Source organism: Solibacillus ferritrahens, from assembly GCF_037027585.1.
Taxonomy (GTDB): Bacteria; Bacillota; Bacilli; order Bacillales_A; family Planococcaceae; genus Solibacillus; species Solibacillus ferritrahens.
Genome location: NZ_JAXCLE010000012.1, coordinates 65,754 through 87,308 on the forward strand (window position 1 = coordinate 65,754; position 21,555 = coordinate 87,308).

19 protein-coding genes and 1 riboswitch are annotated in these 21,555 nt (G+C 36.6%); of the genes, 5 read left to right on the forward strand and 14 right to left on the reverse strand.

Features of this window, described 5'->3' with window-relative positions; translation table 11 throughout:
* Positions 1–124: 124 nt before the first annotated feature.
* Positions 125–646 (forward strand): peptide-methionine (S)-S-oxide reductase MsrA, encoded by a 522-nt coding sequence (msrA, locus tag SNE38_RS12755; RefSeq protein WP_191703374.1) that lies wholly within the window; start codon positions 125–127, stop codon positions 644–646.
* Positions 647–738: 92 nt separating this feature from the next.
* Here the strand turns inward: msrA and SNE38_RS12760 are convergent, their stop codons facing one another.
* From SNE38_RS12760 to SNE38_RS12775, 4 genes are all read right to left on the reverse strand, one after another.
* Positions 739–1,986 carry a helix-turn-helix domain-containing protein gene (locus SNE38_RS12760; protein ID WP_191703373.1) on the reverse strand — a complete coding sequence of 416 codons (1,248 nt, stop codon included), beginning with the start codon at positions 1,984–1,986 and terminating at the stop codon, positions 739–741.
* 276 nt (positions 1,987–2,262) lie between these two features.
* Entirely contained in the window at positions 2,263–4,026 is a 1,764-nt protein-coding gene (gene recQ / locus SNE38_RS12765) for a DNA helicase RecQ (protein WP_191703372.1), read from the reverse strand.
* 262 nt (positions 4,027–4,288) lie between these two features.
* Positions 4,289–5,413 carry a hypothetical protein gene (locus SNE38_RS12770; RefSeq protein WP_191703371.1) on the reverse strand — a complete coding sequence of 375 codons (1,125 nt, stop codon included), beginning with the start codon at positions 5,411–5,413 and terminating at the stop codon, positions 4,289–4,291.
* A gap of 87 nt (positions 5,414–5,500) precedes the next feature.
* On the reverse strand, positions 5,501–6,682 hold the full coding sequence (locus SNE38_RS12775; protein ID WP_191703370.1) for an MFS transporter: 1,182 nt from the start codon (positions 6,680–6,682) through the stop codon (positions 5,501–5,503).
* 219 nt (positions 6,683–6,901) lie between these two features.
* On the opposite strand from SNE38_RS12775, the gene SNE38_RS12780 reads away from it, so the two are divergent.
* On the forward strand, positions 6,902–8,506 hold the full coding sequence (locus SNE38_RS12780; RefSeq protein WP_191703369.1) for an ABC-F family ATP-binding cassette domain-containing protein: 1,605 nt from the start codon (positions 6,902–6,904) through the stop codon (positions 8,504–8,506).
* Positions 8,507–8,655: 149 nt separating this feature from the next.
* On the opposite strand, the gene SNE38_RS12785 is transcribed toward SNE38_RS12780, so the two are convergent.
* Positions 8,656–8,856 carry a cold-shock protein gene (locus SNE38_RS12785; protein WP_191703368.1) on the reverse strand — a complete coding sequence of 67 codons (201 nt, stop codon included), beginning with the start codon at positions 8,854–8,856 and terminating at the stop codon, positions 8,656–8,658.
* A gap of 210 nt (positions 8,857–9,066) precedes the next feature.
* Positions 9,067–9,357, reverse strand: coding sequence for a DUF1033 family protein (locus SNE38_RS12790; RefSeq protein WP_191703367.1), 291 nt, complete (start codon positions 9,355–9,357; stop codon positions 9,067–9,069).
* 313 nt (positions 9,358–9,670) lie between these two features.
* Here SNE38_RS12790 and SNE38_RS12795 point away from each other — a divergent pair, with 313 nt between their 5' ends.
* Together SNE38_RS12795 and SNE38_RS12800 are read left to right on the forward strand one after the other, a co-directional pair.
* Entirely contained in the window at positions 9,671–10,318 is a 648-nt protein-coding gene (locus SNE38_RS12795) for a 5-bromo-4-chloroindolyl phosphate hydrolysis family protein (RefSeq protein WP_191703366.1), read from the forward strand.
* A gap of 3 nt (positions 10,319–10,321) precedes the next feature.
* On the forward strand, positions 10,322–11,434 hold the full coding sequence (locus tag SNE38_RS12800) for a toxic anion resistance protein (protein ID WP_191703365.1): 1,113 nt from the start codon (positions 10,322–10,324) through the stop codon (positions 11,432–11,434).
* A 48-nt stretch (positions 11,435–11,482) separates the two neighbouring features.
* Here SNE38_RS12800 and SNE38_RS12805 read toward each other — a convergent pair whose 3' ends face one another.
* Complete coding sequence (locus SNE38_RS12805) at positions 11,483–11,680, reverse strand: DUF6501 family protein (protein WP_191698974.1); 198 nt, start codon at positions 11,678–11,680, stop codon at positions 11,483–11,485.
* Positions 11,681–11,801: 121 nt separating this feature from the next.
* Between SNE38_RS12805 and SNE38_RS12810 the strand changes: the two genes are divergently transcribed.
* On the forward strand, positions 11,802–11,927 hold the full coding sequence (locus tag SNE38_RS12810; RefSeq protein WP_263618315.1) for a hypothetical protein: 126 nt from the start codon (positions 11,802–11,804) through the stop codon (positions 11,925–11,927).
* 114 nt (positions 11,928–12,041) lie between these two features.
* On the opposite strand, the gene SNE38_RS12815 is transcribed toward SNE38_RS12810, so the two are convergent.
* The 7 genes from SNE38_RS12815 to SNE38_RS12845 all read right to left on the reverse strand — a co-directional run bounded on the left by SNE38_RS12815 (position 12,042) and on the right by SNE38_RS12845 (position 21,468).
* A complete protein-coding gene (locus SNE38_RS12815) occupies positions 12,042–12,776 on the reverse strand; it encodes an amino acid ABC transporter ATP-binding protein (RefSeq protein WP_191703364.1) in 735 nt (244 codons plus the stop codon).
* Between the two features lie 3 nt (positions 12,777–12,779).
* Positions 12,780–13,526 (reverse strand): amino acid ABC transporter permease, encoded by a 747-nt coding sequence (locus SNE38_RS12820; protein ID WP_191703363.1) that lies wholly within the window; start codon positions 13,524–13,526, stop codon positions 12,780–12,782.
* A 121-nt stretch (positions 13,527–13,647) separates the two neighbouring features.
* Positions 13,648–14,478 carry a transporter substrate-binding domain-containing protein gene (locus SNE38_RS12825; RefSeq protein ID WP_191703362.1) on the reverse strand — a complete coding sequence of 277 codons (831 nt, stop codon included), beginning with the start codon at positions 14,476–14,478 and terminating at the stop codon, positions 13,648–13,650.
* A 117-nt stretch (positions 14,479–14,595) separates the two neighbouring features.
* Positions 14,596–14,781: riboswitch (Lysine riboswitch) on the reverse strand.
* A gap of 140 nt (positions 14,782–14,921) precedes the next feature.
* Entirely contained in the window at positions 14,922–16,175 is a 1,254-nt protein-coding gene (gene odhB / locus SNE38_RS12830; RefSeq protein WP_191703361.1) for a 2-oxoglutarate dehydrogenase complex dihydrolipoyllysine-residue succinyltransferase, read from the reverse strand.
* A gap of 96 nt (positions 16,176–16,271) precedes the next feature.
* Positions 16,272–19,079: a 2-oxoglutarate dehydrogenase E1 component gene (locus SNE38_RS12835; RefSeq protein WP_191703360.1), complete on the reverse strand. Its 2,808-nt coding sequence runs from the start codon at positions 19,077–19,079 to the stop codon at positions 16,272–16,274.
* A 314-nt stretch (positions 19,080–19,393) separates the two neighbouring features.
* Positions 19,394–20,800 (reverse strand): sensor histidine kinase, encoded by a 1,407-nt coding sequence (locus tag SNE38_RS12840; RefSeq protein ID WP_191703359.1) that lies wholly within the window; start codon positions 20,798–20,800, stop codon positions 19,394–19,396.
* The gene (locus tag SNE38_RS12845; RefSeq protein ID WP_191703358.1) at positions 20,797–21,468 is read right to left on the reverse strand and encodes a response regulator transcription factor; all 672 of its coding nucleotides are present in this window, start codon (positions 21,466–21,468) and stop codon (positions 20,797–20,799) included. The genes SNE38_RS12840 and SNE38_RS12845 overlap by 4 nt, the downstream gene beginning before the upstream one ends.
* Positions 21,469–21,555: the final 87 nt, after the last annotated feature.

Below are 21,555 nucleotides of genomic sequence, written 5' to 3' on the forward strand. Positions count from 1 at the left end.
ATCAATTGTAATCATTGATTGACATACATATACATGATAGAATACAACAATTAACTACTTATGAAATTTGTTCTATATTCAGCTCCGATGTATATAAATTCGGCAGCACAAGGAGTGTTACATAATGGAAAAGGCAACATTTGCAGGTGGATGTTTTTGGTGTATGGTCAAACCATTCGATCAATGGGATGGCATTGAAAAAGTGACAAGTGGCTATATGGGTGGTCATGTAGAAAATCCAACATATGAAGATGTAAAGCAGGGTAATTCCGGTCATGTTGAAGCAGTTCAAATCATATTTAACCCGGAAGTATTCAGCTATGAAAAACTGTTGGAAATCTATTGGATGCAAATAGACCCTACTGACGCGGGAGGCCAGTTCCATGATCGCGGCGAGTCATACAAATCCGTAATTTTTACACATAATAGCGTTCAGCACGAAGCAGCATTACAGTCAAAGCAAAAATTAGCTGAAAGTGGCCGATTTAAAAAGCCAATCGTGACTGAAATTAGACAAGCTTCTGCATTCTGGCCAGCAGAAGAGCATCACCAAGATTATTATAAAAAAGAAGAAGCTCTTTATAAAGAAGACCGTGCAAAATCAGGTCGAGATGAGTTTTTAAATAACTACTGGGATAAAGAATAACTTAACCTTAAAAAGGCTAGGACATAACAGCCGTTCAAACTTTACTATTTGTAAAGTTTGAACGGCTTTTTATTTTAATTCGTGTTCATTTTTCACATGAAGATTTCATTAAATGCTTCATAAATGAATTTTTTATAGATCGTTGAAGGGAAATCCTCCACCCCATTTTTGGCAAATATAATGTCGCGCTTAGCAGCCACTTCGTCATTTTCATAATAATAAGCTAAAGCACGCACCGCGAAGAAGCGATAATATTTAGCCAAATCTATTGGATGGTGAAGATAACTCGGAATAATTAAAGACTCCCCTATTCGAATGACATTTGTATAGTTTTTCAGTTTAAACTCCGCATACATTTCTTCCCCGATGAATATTGGATTTTTAAATAGGAATAAATAATTATGAAGCTTTACCTTGTAATGCTGAATTTCAGGAGCTATTTGCCTGTAGTTTTTTTCAACATTATTTAAGTAGTGTAATTTACTATATAAAAAGAGGATGGATATTGTAGGTTCTTCTGCGAATTCGGATAAAAGTCTCAATTTTTCTATGTATTCCCTACTTCTCTCATAATCTTCACCAGCAATCGATTGGATAAACAGCAAGTGATAAAAGCGGTCCATACGATAAAAAATTTGCAATTTCTTAGCCATTTCCAATGCCTTTTGTAAATAATGTTCGGACATTCGGACATCATCGACTGCCGAGTATGAAATAGTTAAATTATAGTATAAGTCGATTCTAACCATCGGATCAATCATTAGCTCATATGGCGCTACTTTTTCTTCACCTTGTTTTAAAATACTTAGAGCTTCACTATAATTACGTTGTTCGATTGATGATAGACATAGATAGAAATAACAACGTAACATGCGGCTGTATGCATGGATCTCTTCGTATTGATCAATGAATTTCCAATACTCATCCAATGATTTTGCCTTATTGATTGTACGATTCATTAAGAAATAGACTTCTCTTAATCTAATTTGTTCATAGTTCGTTCCTTGGATTTCAGTTAAAAATGGTTCGATTTTTTCAATCATTTTAATTGTTAATGATTGAAGTTCATCTGGATCACGAATTAGCTTTCTGCGCTCTACATCTTCCTCAATATCCGTATATAAGTTTCGAAGAGCTGTCATTGTCCCATCATCAAGTAGGTAGCTTACGTCCACATTAAGCTGCTTTGCGATAAAGCAAAGACTCTCCATTGATGGCTGTGCTTTTCCGTTTTCAATTAAACTGAGCATTCCTTTTGTTAAGCGCTCACCAACGACTTCAGTTTGTGTTAATTTTTTTTCTTTTCTTAGCTTTTTTATACGCTCTCCTAATATATTCACTTTTTCACCCACACTTCTTACCTAAATATTCGACTGAATATTCTAATTAAACTATGAATACAGATTTTTTACAATATCTTAACTAAAAGTTTAATGATTTAAACTGCAAAATCATAAAAAAAGAATGCTAAGCGAGATCATAGCATCCTTTTAATTAAAGTGAAATAACATTTCCATTACAAATTAAGGGAAATATTGTACTTTTGTTACAATTAATATAATAAATAATTTTTAAAATTATATAGTATTGTTTAATGAAGTATACTAAACAAATTATTAAGATTGTGAAATTATTGCATCAATGAAAGTTTTGCCATATTTCTCTAGTTTACTTTCCCCTACACCACTTACCTCTAAAAACTGGCTACTGTTTTTAGGACGGCGAATACACATTTCCTTTAAAGTTTTATCCGAAAATACAACAAATGGTGGTACTTTTTCACGGTCAGCAATCTCTTTCCGAACTTTCCTTAAAGTTTCGAATAATGGATCATTCGACTCTACCGTAGTTTGAACAATACGAGCTTCTTTTCTGAATACTTGCTTATTGCCCAACAACACTTCTTTTCCTAAGTCCGATATCGAAATCGTTGGAAACTGGCCGTTGTGTACGGTAATGAGTTTTTCCGAAATCAAAAATTCAATAAAGCTCGAAATTTCCTTAGCATTCATCGCGCGTAATATACCGTAAGTAGGCAGTTTATGAAAATTGAATTCCAATACTTTTTTGCTTCGTGAACCGGCTAATACAGAGGCAGTCAGTTGCTTCCCAAATTTCTGTCCCATTCGGACTATGCACGATAAAACTTTTTGAGCATCTGTCGTCACATTTTGTTGAGGGCGATCATCTGTACAGTTGGCACAACGTCCGCAATCTTGTTCAGCCTGGTCACCAAAATAATCTATTATATAACTTTGTAAACAGCGCTCTGTATGGCAGTAATCTATCATCGCATGTAGCTTTTCAAGTTCAAAAGGAATGCGCGAACGATCTTGAGCCTGATCAATTAAGAATCGCTGTGTTTGTTCATCTGAGGAGCTGTAAAGCAAAATACACTCACTATTAAGTCCATCTCGCCCCGCACGTCCTGCCTCTTGATAATAGCTTTCCATATTTCTCGGCATATTATAGTGAAGGACGTAACGCACGTTCGTTTTATTAATTCCCATGCCAAATGCATTGGTTGCGACCATTATTTGAACTTCATCATTTAAAAAGCGGTTTTGCTCATAAGTCCGGTCTTCTTCAAACATTCCCCCATGATACTTAGCTACCGCAAATCCGGCTTTATGTAGCATTTCATATACCGATTCTACAGCTTTCCGAGTAGCAGCATAAATAATGCCGGCTTCCGACTCATTTGCCTTTACATACTTTTTAATATAAGCCTCTTTATTTTCACCAAGAAGTACTGAAAAAGCTAAATTTTCCCGCGCAAAACCTGTAACGAAAGTATTAGTCTTATCAATCGATAATAGCTTTTGTATATCGGCGCTTACTTCCTCAGTTGCCGTGGCTGTTAAAGCAATTACGGTTGGTTTGTCAGCCCATAAGTGTAGCAACTGCTGGATGGAGCGATAACTTGGACGGAAATCATGCCCCCATTGGGAAATACAATGTGCTTCATCAATTGCTAAAAGTGGTACCTGTATTTGGGCAAGCTCCGCACAGAAGCGTTCATTTTCTAGACGTTCCGGTGCAATATAAAGAAGCTTAACTTCCCCGTTGCGCACTGCATACATCACATCCTGCACTTCATCATAGCTAAGCGAACTATTAATATATGCAGCTTTTATTCCGCTGGAAACGAGCATATCAACTTGATCTTTCATTAGTGAAATCAAAGGTGAAATAACGACTGTTGTGCCTTGTAAACAAAGGGCAGGAATTTGATAACAGACTGATTTCCCCCCACCAGTAGGCATTATAACTAGCGTATCTTGCTTCTTTAGTACATTTTCAATAATTTGTGACTGACCTGTTCGAAAAGAACTATAACCAAAATAAGTATTTAAATGTTTAATAGCTTCCTGTAACATAGCGCCTCCTGGATTAAATTAGTTATTTACAATATATAGTGTCTTATTATTTAAAATATAAAATATCTAGTTTACATAATATAATTATAAAATTAATCTTTTTTTATCTTTCCTTACTCTATTTTATATGAAATAGGGAGCTTTTTGTTGAAAATTTCTTTATCGCCTGTTATTTCTTATAGACTTTTCTTAAATTAATTTTTTCCTATATAGCGTCGGATAATATGTAGTAATATAAAAATAGGGACTACATAGATAATCCCTATTCTTTGAAAGATGCGATAATATAATTTTTATTTTTTGTGTTTTCGCAGCTATTTAAAATTAAATCGTTTTCAATGACTGTTACTTTTGCACAGTTGAAGTTAGCAGTTCCATTTGATACGGCTACTTTTTTATCCTCATGCTTTAAAGACCATGTAAGCTTATCTACAGTTATTTTTATAGCAGGAAGATTATTGTTTACAAACATTTGTAGTCCTGGTAATGAATCGTATGTCGCTTTCTCATCAAATTGGATATGAGGAATTTTTTCTTCATTTAAAAATTCGTCAGATAAGAAATTCGCACCAATTAATTTATACCGCTGCCCCTCTTTAATTAATGTTAGTCTAATGTCATTTTTTTGATCATCAGCACCATTTACATAATAGTAAAAGCCATCCTTACGGGCTTCCTTTATTTCAAATCCATTAATTGATTTTGTTAAATATTGTATTTCCTTTAATATATCATCAGATCGTATGAGATCAGTTATCAAGGCTTCATCCCGTTCGTCGATATATTTGTTGAGTTTTTCGATCAAGTTTACGGCTGAAGCTCTCAGGTCATCGACATTATATGTGAAAATATTTTTATTATAGTAATCTGTGAAATTTTCGATTGGCTGTTGATTGGAAACGTCCAGCAGCTGTTTATTTTTTTGCAGGCGCTCCTGCCAGTCCATTTTCTCGGTGATAGCCTTTTTCAATAATGCATCAATATGTTGTTTTTCTGCAATGATATCTTTTTCGTTCAACTTAGTTTCATAAGTTGAAATATCCTCTATCAAATAATCATAGCTGTTTCTAATATGAATAATTGCAATATTATGTTCTACGTCAATGGCATAAGTCTCACCTAAATTTAAAAGGTCATGATGAACAAGTGAATAAGGATGACTGGCCACCTGCTCTGCATTTACCAATAACCATTTATCCCGTTTTTGTTGCTTAATTACATATCCCACTGTATTTGAAGTAGGAGTATATATCGGGACTTTGCTTTCTTGCACCTTTATTTCCTCAAGTGGTTCATTTGGTAACGCTTCTCCCACCCACTTACTCTCCTCGGCTGGATCTGCACAGCCTGCTAAAAACAACACCATTAGTAAAAATAACTTTCGCATACGATCTCCTAACAAATAATTATATTATGTAAACTAGCTATCCATTATAAAAAAAGAAGCGGCTGATTTATTCAGACACTTCTTCCATTATACTGATTTCTTTTGTTTTTGCATTATAAATACTGATAATGACATAAGTATAAACAAAATAACGATAATCCACTTCGTAAAATAATGTGTAGCTGTCCAATCATATACAAAGCCGATTGTAAGCGGTGCAAAAGCACTCATCATAAATCCACCTGATAATACCATTGAACTCCACTCATTTGCTTCTCGATTATTTACAGCTTCATCCAACGGTAGCATGAGGCCAATCGGGAACAATCCGCTTAGCACCAATCCGAAGATAACCGCGCTTATCCATATAGCCCATGTTGAATCGATAAAAAATATCGCTGACCCGACAACACCGATGAAAATTAAACTCTGTAACCAAATCAATCGATTCGGATAACGATTTACTAAGGATGGAATCAATATATTGCCGACTAATTGGACAATTGTCATCAGCGTCAAAACAGATCCTGCTGTTAGTAATGTCATCCCCTGCTCTAACGCCACAGAAGTTAGCCAAGTTGTTAAACTAAAAAATAAAGAAGTTTGGAAACCGAAATAAATAAGAATCGTCCAAGCTAATTTATTCTTCCATGGATTTCTTGCTTGATCAGTCTGATGAGTTCCAACCTTCCGCACCGGTCCATCTTTTACAATTGCAAACCAGCTAATCATCGCGAAAATTGCCAAAAAACCCCAAATGCTGAGTGATAAAGCCCAATTGCCGTCGAAGCTCTTGTAGAAAATACCCGTGAAGCCCGCACTGATTGCTGCACCGAATCCCATTGCAAAAGAATAAATCCCAATAACCGGTTCCATTCTTGTAGGGAATTTTTGTTTTATATATGCATTAATAATTGGACTAATGATAGCAATAGCAAAACCAGCTAAAAAGCTTGTAATAAGAAGCGCACTATAGCTTGAAAATACAATACGCGTAACGGTTGCAAGTCCTATTAAGCCTGTCAATACTGTTATTGACAGCCGATACCCATACTTTTTTTGCATAGGTACTGCTAAAGGTGCGAATAATCCCATACAAAATACAGGAATTGACGTTAATAAGCTCATCTGAGTGCTTGATACATGTAACGATTCCCTAATAGTTGATAAAATTGGTCCAACTGACGTAACAGCAGGCCGTAAATTTATTGAAACAAGAAAAATAGCGAAAATTATAAGACCGGCACTCCACTTTGATCTTTGATTCATGTAACTTCCCCGTTTCTCTATACATTCGTAGCAAGTAAACCATAAAATAAAAATTCTGCCAACTTAATTTTTTTTCAATCGATGGAATTGTAGATTTTCATAAGCGCTGTTATTTAATTTAGCACTAAGACATGCTATAATAGAAACATTGTGTGCAAAAGAGAATTCTCTTTTTTTAGCAATCCAAAATACAACGAAACAATTCAAGGAGGTACCTGCATGATTCAAGTATCAGGTGTAGGTCTACGTTATGGTGACCGTAAATTATTTGACGATGTAAATATTAAATTCAATCCAGGTAACTGTTATGGCCTAATCGGTGCAAACGGTGCTGGTAAATCAACATTTTTAAAAATTTTATCTGGTGATATTGAGGCACAAGAAGGCCACGTATCAATGGGTAAAGATGCACGTCTTTCAGTATTAAAGCAAAACCACTTCGAGTACGATGAATTTAATGTATTAGATACGGTTGTTATGGGTAATAAACGTCTTTGGGAAGTAAAAGCTGAAAAAGACGCAATCTATATGAAACCTGAAATGACAGACGAAGATGGTATGCGTGCAGCTGAACTTGAAGGCGAATTCGCTGACATGAACGGATGGGAAGCAGAATCTGATGCTGCCACTCTTTTAAACGGTCTAGGTATCGGCGACGACCTGCACTATATGATGATGGCTGACTTAGAAGGTTCTGACAAAGTAAAAGTTTTACTTGCACAGGCACTATTCGGTAAACCGGATGTTTTACTTCTGGATGAGCCTACGAACCACTTGGACTTAAAAGCGATTAAATGGCTTGAAGAGTTTTTAATTAACTTCGAAAACACTGTAATCGTTGTATCCCATGACCGTCACTTCCTAAATAAAGTATGTACACATATTGCTGACTTAGACTTTGGTAAAATTCAGCTTTATGTTGGGAACTACGATTTCTGGTATGAGTCAAGTCAATTAGCGCAAAAAATGATGGCAGACCAAAACAAGAAAAAAGAAGAGAAAATTAAAGAATTAAAAGAATTCGTTGCACGTTTCTCTGCAAACGCATCGAAATCTTCTCAAGCAACGTCTCGTAAAAAAATGCTTGATAAAATTGAGCTGGATGACATCCGTCCTTCAAGCCGTAAGTACCCGTTCATCAACTTCCAAGCTGGTCGTGAAATCGGGAATGACGTATTAACAGTTGATGGCTTAACAGCTTCACAAGATGGCGAAACATTATTTAAAGACATCCGCTTCTCAATGAACAAAGAAGATAAAATTATCCTTTTAGGTTCACCAAATGCAAAATCTGCATTTATGGATATTTTAATGGATCGTAAACAAGCAGATGCTGGTACGTATAAATGGGGTGTCACAACATCTCAAAGCTACTTCGAAATGGACCATGACCAATACTTCGGCGGCAATGAAAAGTCATTAGTTGAATGGTTACGCCCTTATTCTCCGGAAGATGAAACTGAATCGTTCTTACGTGGTTTCTTAGGCCGTATGTTATTCTCTGGTGAAGAAGTGAAGAAATCTCCTGCTGTACTTTCAGGTGGAGAGAAAGTTCGCTGTATGCTTTCAAAAATGATGCTTTCAAATTCGAACGTATTATTATTGGATGAACCAACGAACCACTTAGACTTAGAATCAATTCAAGCACTGAATGAAGGTTTAATCCGCTTTAAAGGCGCGATGATCTTTACATCACATGACCACCAGTTCATTCAAACAATTGCTAATCGCGTAATTGAAATTCGTGAAGACGGTTCAATTTTAGATAAGCCATTAACATATGATGAGTATCTAGAGTGGAAAGATGCACAAGGCTTAAGCTAAGAAAATCAAAAAGAAGAAGTGCAGAGCTCTGCACTTCTTTTTTTTTAACTGTAAAGACCTTATAGTCAAATTGATATCATTATATATAAAAATGTGTTGAAAAATAAAAAAAGCTGCGCATCATGATACGCAGCTTAGGATTTTCAAGATTATAGTTTTGTAACGTTCTCTGCTTGTGGTCCGCGGTTGCCATCTACAACGTCGAATTCCACTTGTTGACCTTCGTCTAATGTTTTGAAACCGTCACCTTGAATAGCAGAGAAATGCACGAATACATCATTTTCCCCTTCTACTTCGATAAAGCCAAAACCTTTTTCTGAATTAAACCATTTTACTGTACCTTGTTTCATATTGAATACCTCCGAAAATAAAAGTTAACAATTTCAATGCGCCTATAAATAAAAAAACACACATTACAAGAGCACCGATCAACTAACTCGATTACTGTTTGTAATATGTGAATCCATTGTATTCGGTCAAACATTTCAATTGTTAAATACAGTATATATTCGGCGTTATTTCCTGTCAATTAGAATTGTTTAAATTATAAAAATTTTGATTTAAGTAGAAATTACTTCAGGAGTTAGTATTATAATACCGTGATAAATTTGGGTATCTTCGTCACATGCTTCACAAAACTCACATTCTTCTTCAGACCAAAATGCATAAAAACGGTCATTTTTGTATGCTTCAAACTCATATTTTTCGCGGAATTGTGCAAGTAACTGATTAAATGCTATTAGGAATTGTTGTTCTGTCTCAAATTTTTCAACAGATACAATATGTTCTTCCCACCCGTCAAATTGCCACCAAGGCTCATAATCTGCTTTCATATAAATAATTTGATACATAAACATTATCCTTTCTTTATAAGTCCATTCTATACAGAGAACATGAATATGTCTAATAATGCATATTTTCATATGATAGAGCGTGGGTAAAAGAATCGTTAAATTTATTAATGGGAGTTGGCTACTTTCCTTACAAACTGCACAGAATATTTCTGAGTGGCTTCCCCATTTCCAAATCGTTTTACTTTGTTTTTTAAACTAAAAATTGATACGATTAGATAAGAGACTTTCATTTTTTTTATGAAAGATTTATTGTCTGAAACTTTTTTTCATTTCAAACGTATCAATAGTATCGAGTAAAGGAGGTACGAAAATGCTTGGTCCTATAAATTTTCTTACAAGACACTTAATAAACTTTTTAGTCTTCTCAACTGCTCTAACACTTACTTTTGTAAATTTATCGGGTATAGCGACGATGCTTGCACTACCTCTTGGAGTAGGTGCCTATTTCATTAGCAACAAAGTGACATTGGCTATACAGAAAACTACTCAAAGTAAAAGGCTGGGACTGTCCAAATCCGAATACAATTTAATCGAAGCACAAATTAAACAGGCCCGTGCACATATTCAGGCATTAAACCAGCAATATATCCGTGTACGTTCTGTACGCTCATTTAAACAAATAAATGAAATGTCTAAATTATCAAAACGCATCATCAATATTGTACAGACTAACCCCCAAAAGTTTTATGCAGTAGAAGATTTCTTCTATGCACACTTACCTTCAGCTGTTGAGCTGTCGGATAAATATACATTATTAACGAAAGAACAAGTTCCTGGTACGGATGTACATTTAGCTCTGGAAGATACACGCAAAACCTTGAAGGAGCTTCAAATAACGATGGAATCCGATTTGAAGAGTGCTCTATCATCGGATATCGAAAACTTGAAAATCGAACTTGACTTTGCAAAAATGTCGAATGAAAAACGAAGAGATCGATTAAAAATCGGCGGTGAGTAACAAATGAATATGACGAATAATCCATTTGATGCCTTTACAACGAGTGAGAATACTGACTTACAAGTAAGTAAAGAACAATTTGCGGTGAATGTTGCTAACAATGCAGCCTCACCGCTTTTCGCATCATTATCAAATCAAATGAAACAAAAGGTTTTACAATTAGCGCAAAATCTTGAACCGAAACAATATGAAGATGTTCTTTCATTCGGCCTGCCCGCTCAGGAAGCCTTAAAGAAATTCACTTCCCAAATGCTTCAATATATCCAGCGTAAAGATGTCCGAAAAGTCGGTGAAGTACTCTCGGATTTAATGCAACACTTAGAAATGATTGATCCAGATGCCTTAATTGAACAGGAGAAAGGTTTTTTTGCTAAGTTATTTAGCCGTTCCAAGCAATCTATTCAGGAAATAATGACTCATTATAATAAATTAAGTAAAAGAATAGACCGATTAAGTATTCAATTAGAATATAATCAAAGTGCTCTACTGAATGATTACCAGTTTTTAAATAAATTATATGCAATGAATGAGGAATACTTTCAGGAAATCAATGTTTATATTGCGACTCTTGAAGTAAAAAAACAGCATATGAGGGATGTTGTGTTGCCTGCCCTTCAACAGGAGGTAGTAGAAGGTCAAAACCCTTTTAAACAGCATGACCTGAAAGATTTAGAAATGCAAATTGAATGGATTGACCGTCGTATGTATGATTTAGAGCTTTCGCGGGAAGTTGCCATCCAATATGCACCCCAAATCCGTATGATTCAACAAACAAATCAAATGTTAATCGAAAAAATCCAAAGTTCCATCATGACGACAATTCCTCTATGGCAATCGCAAATTGCGATGTTATTGAATATGAACAATCAACGTCGTGCTATGCAATCACAGGAGCGTCTCATGACTGCATCAGAACAATTAATGCGGAAAAACGGAAAGATGCTGGAGGCTTCCAGTAAGGCAGCAAAACGTCAAGCACTATCCCATAACGATGTCGACCGTTTTAAACAAACTCAGCTTCAACTATTGCATGATATCGAAGACACGTTACGTATGCACGTGAAAACAGACGAAAAGCGCCATGAGATCGAACACATCATTTTAGAACAAAAATAAAAAACGGGTACGTAAAAGTCATAACAACCTTTTACGTACCCATAATTTTTATGCAAAATACTCTTTGTAGAATCCGCCAACTTCACCTGTGTTATCGATAACAAAAATGAATTCTTCTGTCTCATTCTTCACTTCATATTCCTTACCAACTGTTAAAACATTTGATACTAAATACTTTGATGCATCCGTATGTACACACTTTACTGTACGAATCGTAGGTGCATCTTTCCATTTTAAATGTAGCATGCTGTTCCCTCACTTTTAACAAATATCTATACCCTTCTATTTTATATGATTTTTCCGTTCTAGGAAAGCCTCGATCGTATAAAAAACGACAAGTGCCAATAATTGATAGAAGCAATAGTACATGGTAAACTCACAAACAGAGGTGGAATTTATGGCATTTGGTAGTGTTCCTATGTGGTTTTTTGCAATAGCAATTGCATTTGCTGTTGTCTTTATACTTATAAGTGAATGGAACTCAAGAAAATAAAGATTGGCAAAAGAAAAACAAGGGCGTGTTCCGAAAATGAATTTTTCGGGAACCTCCTTGTTTTTTATTGCGATAAAGTTACTTTTGTAGCTACTTTTTCTCCTAATGCTATTTTTAGCGCAATGTACGTTTTAAAAATTCCTTCGTCCGTTCGTGACTTGGATTTACAAGTATTGCTTCAGGAGGACCTTCTTCTACAATTACTCCTTTATCCATAAAAACGATGCGGTCGGATACTTCCTTTGCAAATTCCATCTCATGTGTGACAATCAGCATTGTATTTCCCTGATCTGCGAGATGACGCATTACTTTCAATACTTCCCCCACCATTTCCGGATCGAGTGCAGACGTCGGTTCATCGAACAACATCACATCCGGGTCCATCGCTAATGCACGCGCTATTGCCACACGTTGCTTTTGACCACCTGATAAATGTTTTGGCTTCGCATTTTTATAAGCACTCATGCCAACCAGTTCTAAATATTTGAACGCATTTTGCTGTGCTTCTTCTTTTGTACGCTTCAGTACTTTTATTTGACCGACCATACAGTTATTAAGTACATCCAAATTATTGAACAAATTAAACTGCTGGAAAACCATACCTAAATGTGTGCGGTACTTTTCTATATGATGACCATCATTTAGTATATTTTCGCCGTTGTATATGATTTCCCCAGCTGTAGGTGTTTCTAGAAGGTTAATGCATCGTAACAATGTAGATTTCCCCGATCCAGAAGAACCGATTAATGTAACAACCTCTCCTTTATTTACCTGGAAATTAACATCTTTTAATACTTCATGATCACCGAATTTTTTATTTAAATGGTTAATGTCAATTACAACTGTCATAGTTTATTTACCATCCTTTTCTAGCTTATTGCCTGTAATGAGCTCCACTTTATAGGAAGCGGGTCCATCCATCTTCTTCTCAAACAGTAATAAGAACCGCGTTACGGTAAATGTCATAATGAAGTACAATACCGTTGCAATAAAGAATGCTTCGATATATTTATAGTTACTACCGGCAATCGAGTTCGCTGTAAAGAATAGTTCTACTACGGAAATAACACTTAAAACCGAAGAGTCTTTAATATTCATAACGAATTGGTTACCTGTAGCAGGTAAGATATTTCGTGCTACTTGTGGTATGACGATATGAATCATTGTTTGAAGATGATTCATCCCGATTGCCTGAGCTGCCTCAAATTGCCCTTTATCAATCGATACAATACCCCCACGCACATATTCCGCCATATAGGCTCCTGTGTTTAAGCTTATAACGAGAGAAGCTGCTAAAAAGCGGTCAATATCAATTCCTAAATAAACAAGACCGTAAAACACAACCATGGCTTGAACCATCATTGGCGTTCCCCTAAATATTTCCACATATGCGGTTAATATGAAATTGAATACTTTTAAAAGCATTGATTTTACATTCTTTTTACGTTTAGGAATCGTATGCATAATTCCGATAAAAAATCCGATTAGTGTTCCACAAATAGTTCCGATAATTGCCAATAGAAGTGCAGTCCAAGCTCCACGTACGAATAAATCCCAGTTGTTCGTAAACAAGTTCCATGATGATTCCAAAAATGCCATAGCCTTGTCCTCCAATTCTTTCTTATTAATATTCTATATGTATTGGGTGATGATAATAGAAAAAGGTTGTCTCCCGTTTGCCGGCAAGACAACCTTAATTAAAACATCATTGCTGCACGGTTTACTGTGCTGCTGGTTGATTTGCAATAGCGTCTTCCATTAATTGTTGACGCTCTTCTTCCGAAATTTCAGCTAATACTTTGTTAATTTGTTCACGTAAATCAGATCCCTTTTTCAACCCTACTGCTACAGCTGTAGACGCTTCATCTGCTTCGAAGTTTGGTTCTGGAACGATATACTTAATGTTGTTTAATGCCATTTCAGCAGAAATACCCTCAGGTCGCTCAGAAACGTAGCCATCGATTGCACCTGATTGTAATTGCACGCGCATTGCACCAAAGTCAGTTGCTGCTACCTGCTTATTTACACCTTCGATTTGGTCAATTACATCATAGTGTGTTGTCGCTTGCTGACCTGTAATTTTTGCACCCGAGAAATCAGATAATGATGTTGCATTAGCATATGGACCATCTTCTTTAACTACGATTACATAATCACTTGTATAATAGTTTTCTGTAAAATCGATTGCTTCCTTACGATCCGGCATTGGCGACATTCCTGCAATTACTAAATCAATTGCGCCTGATTGCAATGAAGGAATTAACCCATCCCAGTCTGTTTTCACAACTTTTAATTCCATATCTAAGCCTTCAGCAATTTTTTTCGCGATTTCCACATCATAGCCTGCTGCGTATTCTTTAGAACCATCAATCGGTACTCCACCGTTTGAATCACCTTTTTGTGACCAGTTAAATGGTGCATAACCGGCTTCCATACCAACCTTTAATACTTTCTTGTCTGAACCAGTTGATTTTTCATCATCTGTACCACATGCTGCAAGTACAAAAATCGTCATCATTGCAGTAATTACCATTAATAGTTTCTTTTTCAAGTCAATTCTCTCCTTATTAAATATATTTCCGGCTTTTAGAAATGAAAAAAAACAACCTAAAAGGATATCCTTAGGTCGTTTACATTCACGATTAGCCCAAATCCTCTACAGTTCCCAATATGAGATAGCACACCTCAATCATCCGGGAAGAAGATTGAGACAGTCCTGCAATTATTTATTACAGACCCAGCGCTGTTAAATCGAGCTAAAACAACACTTCGGCGATATTTCCTTCTTTTATACTTCACTGTCAGCTCAATGACTCCATACAAAACTATTAAATACCGCACCTCTACCTCACTAAGCTGTGAGGTTTTGTTATTAAATTAATAGTCTAAGTTTAACATTATTCCAACTTTTCCGTCAACACTCATTTTTCTGAAATTTAAATAAAAAAAAGCTAATTCGCAATATAAATTACGAATTAGCTTTCAAAGTTTTAATTATGAATTTAATAATAAATCTTCTGGGTTTTCAATCATTTCTTTAACTGTTTTTAAGAAGCCAACAGAATCTTTACCATCGATGATACGGTGGTCATAAGATAATGCCACGTACATCATTGGGCGGATTTGAACTTCACCGTTAACAGCTACTGGACGGTTAACGATTGAGTGCATACCTAAAATACCAGCTTGTGTACCGTTCATGATAGGCGTTGACATTAATGAACCGAATACACCACCGTTTGTGATTGTGAAAGATCCACCAGCCATGTCGTTTAAGCCTAATTTTTTGTCGCGAGCTTTACCTGCAAGCTCAGCGATGTTTTTCTCGATTTCAGCGAAGTTCTTAGCGTTAGCATCACGAACTACTGGTACTACTAAACCTTCTTCAGTTGATACCGCGATCCCGATATCGAAGAAGTTGTTTAAGTGAATTTCGTCACCGTTAATTTGAGCGTTAACGTATGGATATTTTTTAAGTGCTGCAACTACTGCTTTTGTGAAGAATGACATGAAACCTAATTTGATGTCGTTTGCTTTCACGAATTGTTCTTGTTTACGTTTACGTAATGCCATGATGTTAGTCATGTCGATTTCGTTGAATGTAGTTAACATTGCAGTTGATTGTTTAACTTCTAATAAACGTTTTGCAATTGTTTGACGACGACGGCTCATTTTTTCAACAGTTACACGATCAGTGTCAGCTGCTGGTGTGAAGATCATTGGACCATTTCCAGCTGGAGCTGCTGCTTGAGCAGGTGCTGCAGGCGCTGTGCCATGAGCTGCTACGTCTTGAACACGTACACGACCTTGAGGATCTACTGGAGAGATCGCTGCTAAGTCAATGCCTTTTTCACGAGCTAATTTACGAGCTGCTGGTGAAGCAATTACTCGCTCACCTGAAGTTTCTTCAACTGCTACTGGAGCTGGTGCTGCTGCTTTAGGAGCTTCTTCTTTTGCAGGTGCAGCAGGTGCTGGTGCTTCCTCTTTTGCTGCAGGTGCTGGAGCTGCGCCTTCGCCAGCTTCAACTACCGCGATTACTTGTCCAACTAATACAGTATCGCCTTCTTCAGCTAAAATTTGAGTTAATACGCCTGCTTCTTCAGAGATGATTTCAGCGTTTACTTTATCTGTTTCTAATTCTACGATGAATTCGCCTTTTTCTACGCGATCTCCAACTTTTTTAACCCACTGGGCAATTGTGCCTTCAGTAATTGATTCTGCTAATTCAGGGACTTTAATTTCAGCCACGTTCATATCCTCCTTTTATTACGCTATACAGTTATTGTATAGCAAGCTACCCCTACCTTATATAGAAGTAGCTTGGGTATCAATCAATCGATTATATTATTTTTCAAGTGCTTCATTTACTAATTTCGCTTGAGCTGCTTTATGTGAATCGCCATCACCTTCAGAAGTTGAGCTCATTGCAGGGCGACCTACATAGCGAACTTTTTTGCCTTCAGCAATATCATATAATGTTTCAAGAACATAAGTCCATGAGCCTTGGTTTTTCGGCTCTTCCTGTACCCATACAATTTCCTTCACATTCGGGAAGCGAGCGATAATATCTTTCACTTGTTGTGCAGGGAATGGGTAAATTTGTTCAACACGAACGATGTGCAGGTGGTCAAAACCTTCGCCATCTTTTACACGCTCTGCTAAATCTATCATTACTTTACCTGTTCCAAGTACTACTTTTTCTACAGACTTAGGATTTTTACCTAAACCTGGCTGTTCAATAACTTCCTGGAATCGACCAGTAGCTAGTTGTTCAGCTGTCGCTGCAGCTAATGGGTGGCGTAGTAGTGATTTTGGAGATACCACTATTAATGGGCGTACACCTTCAGTACCTAATAAAGCAGCTTGACGACGCAATAAGTGGTAGTAGTTACCTGCGTTAGAGCAGTTTGCTACGAACCAGTTATTTTCAGCTGATAATTGTAGGAAACGTTCCATACGGCTAGATGAGTGCTCTGGACCTTGACCTTCATAACCATGTGGTAATAGAAGTACGAAACCAGATTTTTGTCCCCATTTAGAGCGTGCACTTGAGATGAAGTTATCAAACATTACTTGTGCCATGTTTGCGAAGTCACCGAATTGCGCTTCCCATACAGATAGTACGTTTTCGTTTTCTAAATTATAACCATATTCAAATCCTACAACACCCGCTTCTGTAAGTGGTGAGTTGTAAACTGTGAATGAAGCTTTTGCACCTTCAACATGGTGTAATGGTGTGAACTCAGCGCCATTGTTTTTATCGTGTAATACTAAGTGACGTTGAGAGAACGTACCACGCTGTGCATCCTGACCAGTAAAACGAACCGGTGTGCCGTCTTGTGTAATTGTTGCATATGCTAATGTTTCAGCATGACCCCAGTCAATTTTACCTTCAGTAAATGCATCACGACGTTTTGCTAAAATCTTACCTAATTTGTTTTGTGGTTCAAAACCGTCACCAAATAAAAGTAAATCTTCGTTCACTTTAGCTAAACGATCTGCATCAACTTTCGTGTCAATCTCAGGGAATTCAATTTTTAATTCTTCAGGCATTTCAGTCGATAAGTGCTCGTCTTTTTCTGCCATTGCCTTAACATGATCGTAAGCAGCTTGCATTTCAGCATAAATGCTTGAATCCAATGCCTTTACTTCGTCTGCAGATAAAATACCTGCTTCAGCTAACTGTGCACCATATAATGCACGGATTGGCTCATGTTTTGCTACTAATTTATATGTTTCAGGGTTTGTTACTGTCGGATCATCCGTTTCATTATGTCCGTAGCGACGGTACCCAATCAAGTCAATAACGATATCTTTTTTAAACTTAGCACGGTATGCCGCTACAAAACGACCTACAGCTGCTACTGTTTCAGGGCTATCTGCATTCACATGGATTACAGGAATATCATACCCTTTAGCTGGATCTGATGAGTAGTTTGATGAACGAGAATCATGCAATTCAGTTGTGAAACCGATCATGTTGTTCGCGATAATCTGTACAGTACCACCAGTTTTAAAGCCTGCTGTTTGAGAGAAGTTAAAGCCTTCTGTTACAATCCCTTGACCTGCAAATGCTGCATCTCCGTGAAGAATAATACCCATTGCAGAAGATGGATCGTGCTTAGCAACACCCGGTTCAGAAGTATCATCTTGTGCAGCACGCACAGAACCAATAACAAGTGGATTTCCTACTTCTAAGTGAGATGGATTGTATGCTAATTTCACATTCAAGCCAGAATCATGTGTGTAAGATGCACCCATATGATACTTAACGTCACCTGTCCAGCCTTTTGTAATTTGTAAACGGCCGTCTTCTGGTAAGAAAAGATCATTCGAAACGTGTGCGAAATCTGAAAACATCATATCGTATGGTTTTTTCAGTACGTGAGTCAGTACATTTAAACGACCACGGTGAGCCATACCGATTCGTACATTTTTAACACCATTTGATTCAGAAGCTTTAATGATTTCATCTAATAAAATGATTTGTGTGTCTAAACCTTCTCCAGAGAAGCGCTTTTGACCAACGAATGTTTTATGGATGAATTTTTCAAAGTTTTCAATACGTGTTAAACGTTCTAACACGGCTTTCTTTTCATCTGAAGTTAGAGACGCTTTAAAAGCTCCTCCTTCAATTTGTGCTTCGATCCAAGCACGCTCTTCCGGGTTTTGTAAATGTGCAACTTCTACCCCTACTTTGTCTGTATAAACAGATTTCAAGTAATCAATTGCCTCTTTACCGTTAGTAACGCCTACAGGGACATTTGCAAAAAATACTGATGCAGGAATGGCCTGAAGATCTGCTGCTGTTAAATTGAATACGCTTTCTTCAATGCGTGAAGTATCTAATTGACGATTTTTTAATGGGTACAAATCTGCTGCTAAATGACCATATTCACGAATAGATTCTGCCAATTTAACTGCTGCTAATACTTTTTTGTAGTCTCCAGTACCTGCTACAGCTGCTGTTGCAGCTGGTTGTTGACCATCCGCGAATACAGGACCACCGTAAGCTTGGAATAACTGTACTAATTCCGGTTCAACTTCTTCAGGAGATTGCAGGAATAAGTCGTATTGCTCTAATACATAACCTAAGTTAGGACCAGAGAACGCAGACCATGGAGAACCTGCAGGTAATACATTGTTCGACATGAAAATAACCTCCAAATTTTGCCTTATGGCTGTTCCAATAATTTACTTAGGAAGAAATAATTTTATATACCACAATATTAAAATTATTATCTTCCCTATGTTGATAATAAAGTATCACTTTTTTATCTACCAAAATAAATCAAATAATATTTTACCACTCTTCCACACAGACTAAAAGCACATTATAAAAGGGGGAAGAACGTTTTTTCCATCTCAATCTTACTACTCTTCACAAAAAATACAACTCTTTTTATAAAATTAAGCATATTTTTTCTTGAACTATTGAAATAATAAATAGATTGACTAAAATTATTCTATTTTTTGTGGAATTTCAGGGAAAAAATAGTGCCTTTTTGTAAAGTACTCTCCACCTTCATCACGATTCGATACTTATCGACAAGCATTTTCGTAATGCTTAGGCCGAGCCCTGTACCAGCAACTTCATTTGTACGTGATTCATCGACTCGATAAAAACGATCAAAAATATACGGTAAATGCTCCTTAGAAATCCCGAGCCCATTATCTTCTATAGTAACTAATATTGTTGAGTCCGTATCGCTATAAAGAATGCTTATTTGAATAATTGGTGCATTGCTATTATATCGTATACTATTACTCATAATATTTCTAAAGATTTGCGCTAGCGCATGTTCCGTTACTGCAGCATCCGCCCTCTGTCCTACAACAGATAAATCGAATTGTACATTCGGATAGAGTTGTAGCAATTCTTCTTTCACCTGTTCATAAACTTCTTCTATATTAGCTGCCGCAGATTCGTCAGCATCTTCCCGGCGAGCCAATTGCAATAATTCTTCAATCATCTTTTTCATCCGCGTAATTTCGGTTAAAGATGTATTTAATGATTCCATCATAATTTCCGGGTCGTCTTTTCCCCACCGTTTAATTAAAGATAAATGTCCTTCGATAACTTGAATAGGTGTCCGGAGTTCATGGGATGCATCTGCAACGAATTGTTGCTGCTTTGTAAACGATATTTCAAGCTCATTCATCAACGTACGATACATCTGAAGCAATTCCCCTATTTCATCATGTGCTGAGTAATCGAATTGTGGCTGTGCTTTAAACCCATTATTTCTCACTAAATGCATTGCATCCCTAAGTTGGACAATCGGTTTTACTAATATATTGGCTAAATAATAACTGATCGTAACAGAAAAAAGCATTGCACCCAATCCGATGATTAGGATTGTTGTCAGTATATAGTTCATCATAGAATTGAATGTCGTCAATGGATGAATGAGCTGCATAATTCCTTGAAATTGTCCGATCTGAACGGCCCTGTGGATGACATATCCTTCTGTACCGTCAATTGATTGTTTCTCTATAATAGTTGAAAAATAATTCATTTCTTCAACCGGAAAATGTGCAGCAGGTGTTACATCATTTATACGCATAATTTCAATACCATCCAAATTAAAAATACGTACAGTTTGTTCTTGGGTCAATATTGCTTTCATTAAAGCAGAATTATTTTGCAGTTTCTGTATTGTAACAGTGTTCTCCTGTGCTTCAAAAAAAGTGGACATATCATCTATCGTACGGATTGCATTTTTCTCTTCATTGTTTATAAGCCAAGTTTGTAATGCAATATACAGTACAATTGAGATTAGTGCGTAGCTGATGAAAATTGTTACTCCTACAGCAAGCATCCACTTTGTTTTTAATGATAGATGTAATTGTTTTATATACCTTTTTTTCATCCGCGCATCACATATCCTACCCCACGAACAGTTTCGATATACGGGTCATTGTTTGATTGAAGTTTCGTACGTAAATGCCGAATATATACATCGACCACATTCGTTTCTACTTCTGAATCAAAGCCCCAAACGGTTTCTAAAATGAGCTCACGAGTACATACATGATTTTTATTTTCCACAAGGAGCTTTAATAAATCAAATTCCTTCCGAGTTAACTCGATCTTATTCTTTTCAAATACCACTTCATAAGCGTTCACATCAATCTCCAAATCACGGACAATCAATGTTTTGGAAGCATGAGTATGCTTTACCCTTCTTAATATAGAACGAATCCTAGCAAGTAACTCCTCAATGGCAAAAGGCTTCACAATATAATCATCCGCCCCCGCATCAAGTCCTGCAACTCGGTCCATCACTTCGTCACGTGCAGTAATTAAAAGAATCGGTACATCACTTGTCTTTCTTATTCTGCGGCATACTTCAATCCCATTTAACTGAGGTAACATCACATCTAGTAAAATACAATTAAACATTTCACTTTGCGCTAATTCAAGACCAGTTCTCCCATCATATGCGACCATCGTTTCAAATTGTTCGTGCTGAAGTTCTAGCTCCAAAAAACGAGCGATATTCTTTTCGTCTTCAACAATTAATATTTTTTGACTCATGCCTTTCCCTCTTTCAATCAAATAAAATCTATTATTACTATCTAGTGTACCATTTGTATTTGAGATAAAAAAAAGATACGGAATAAT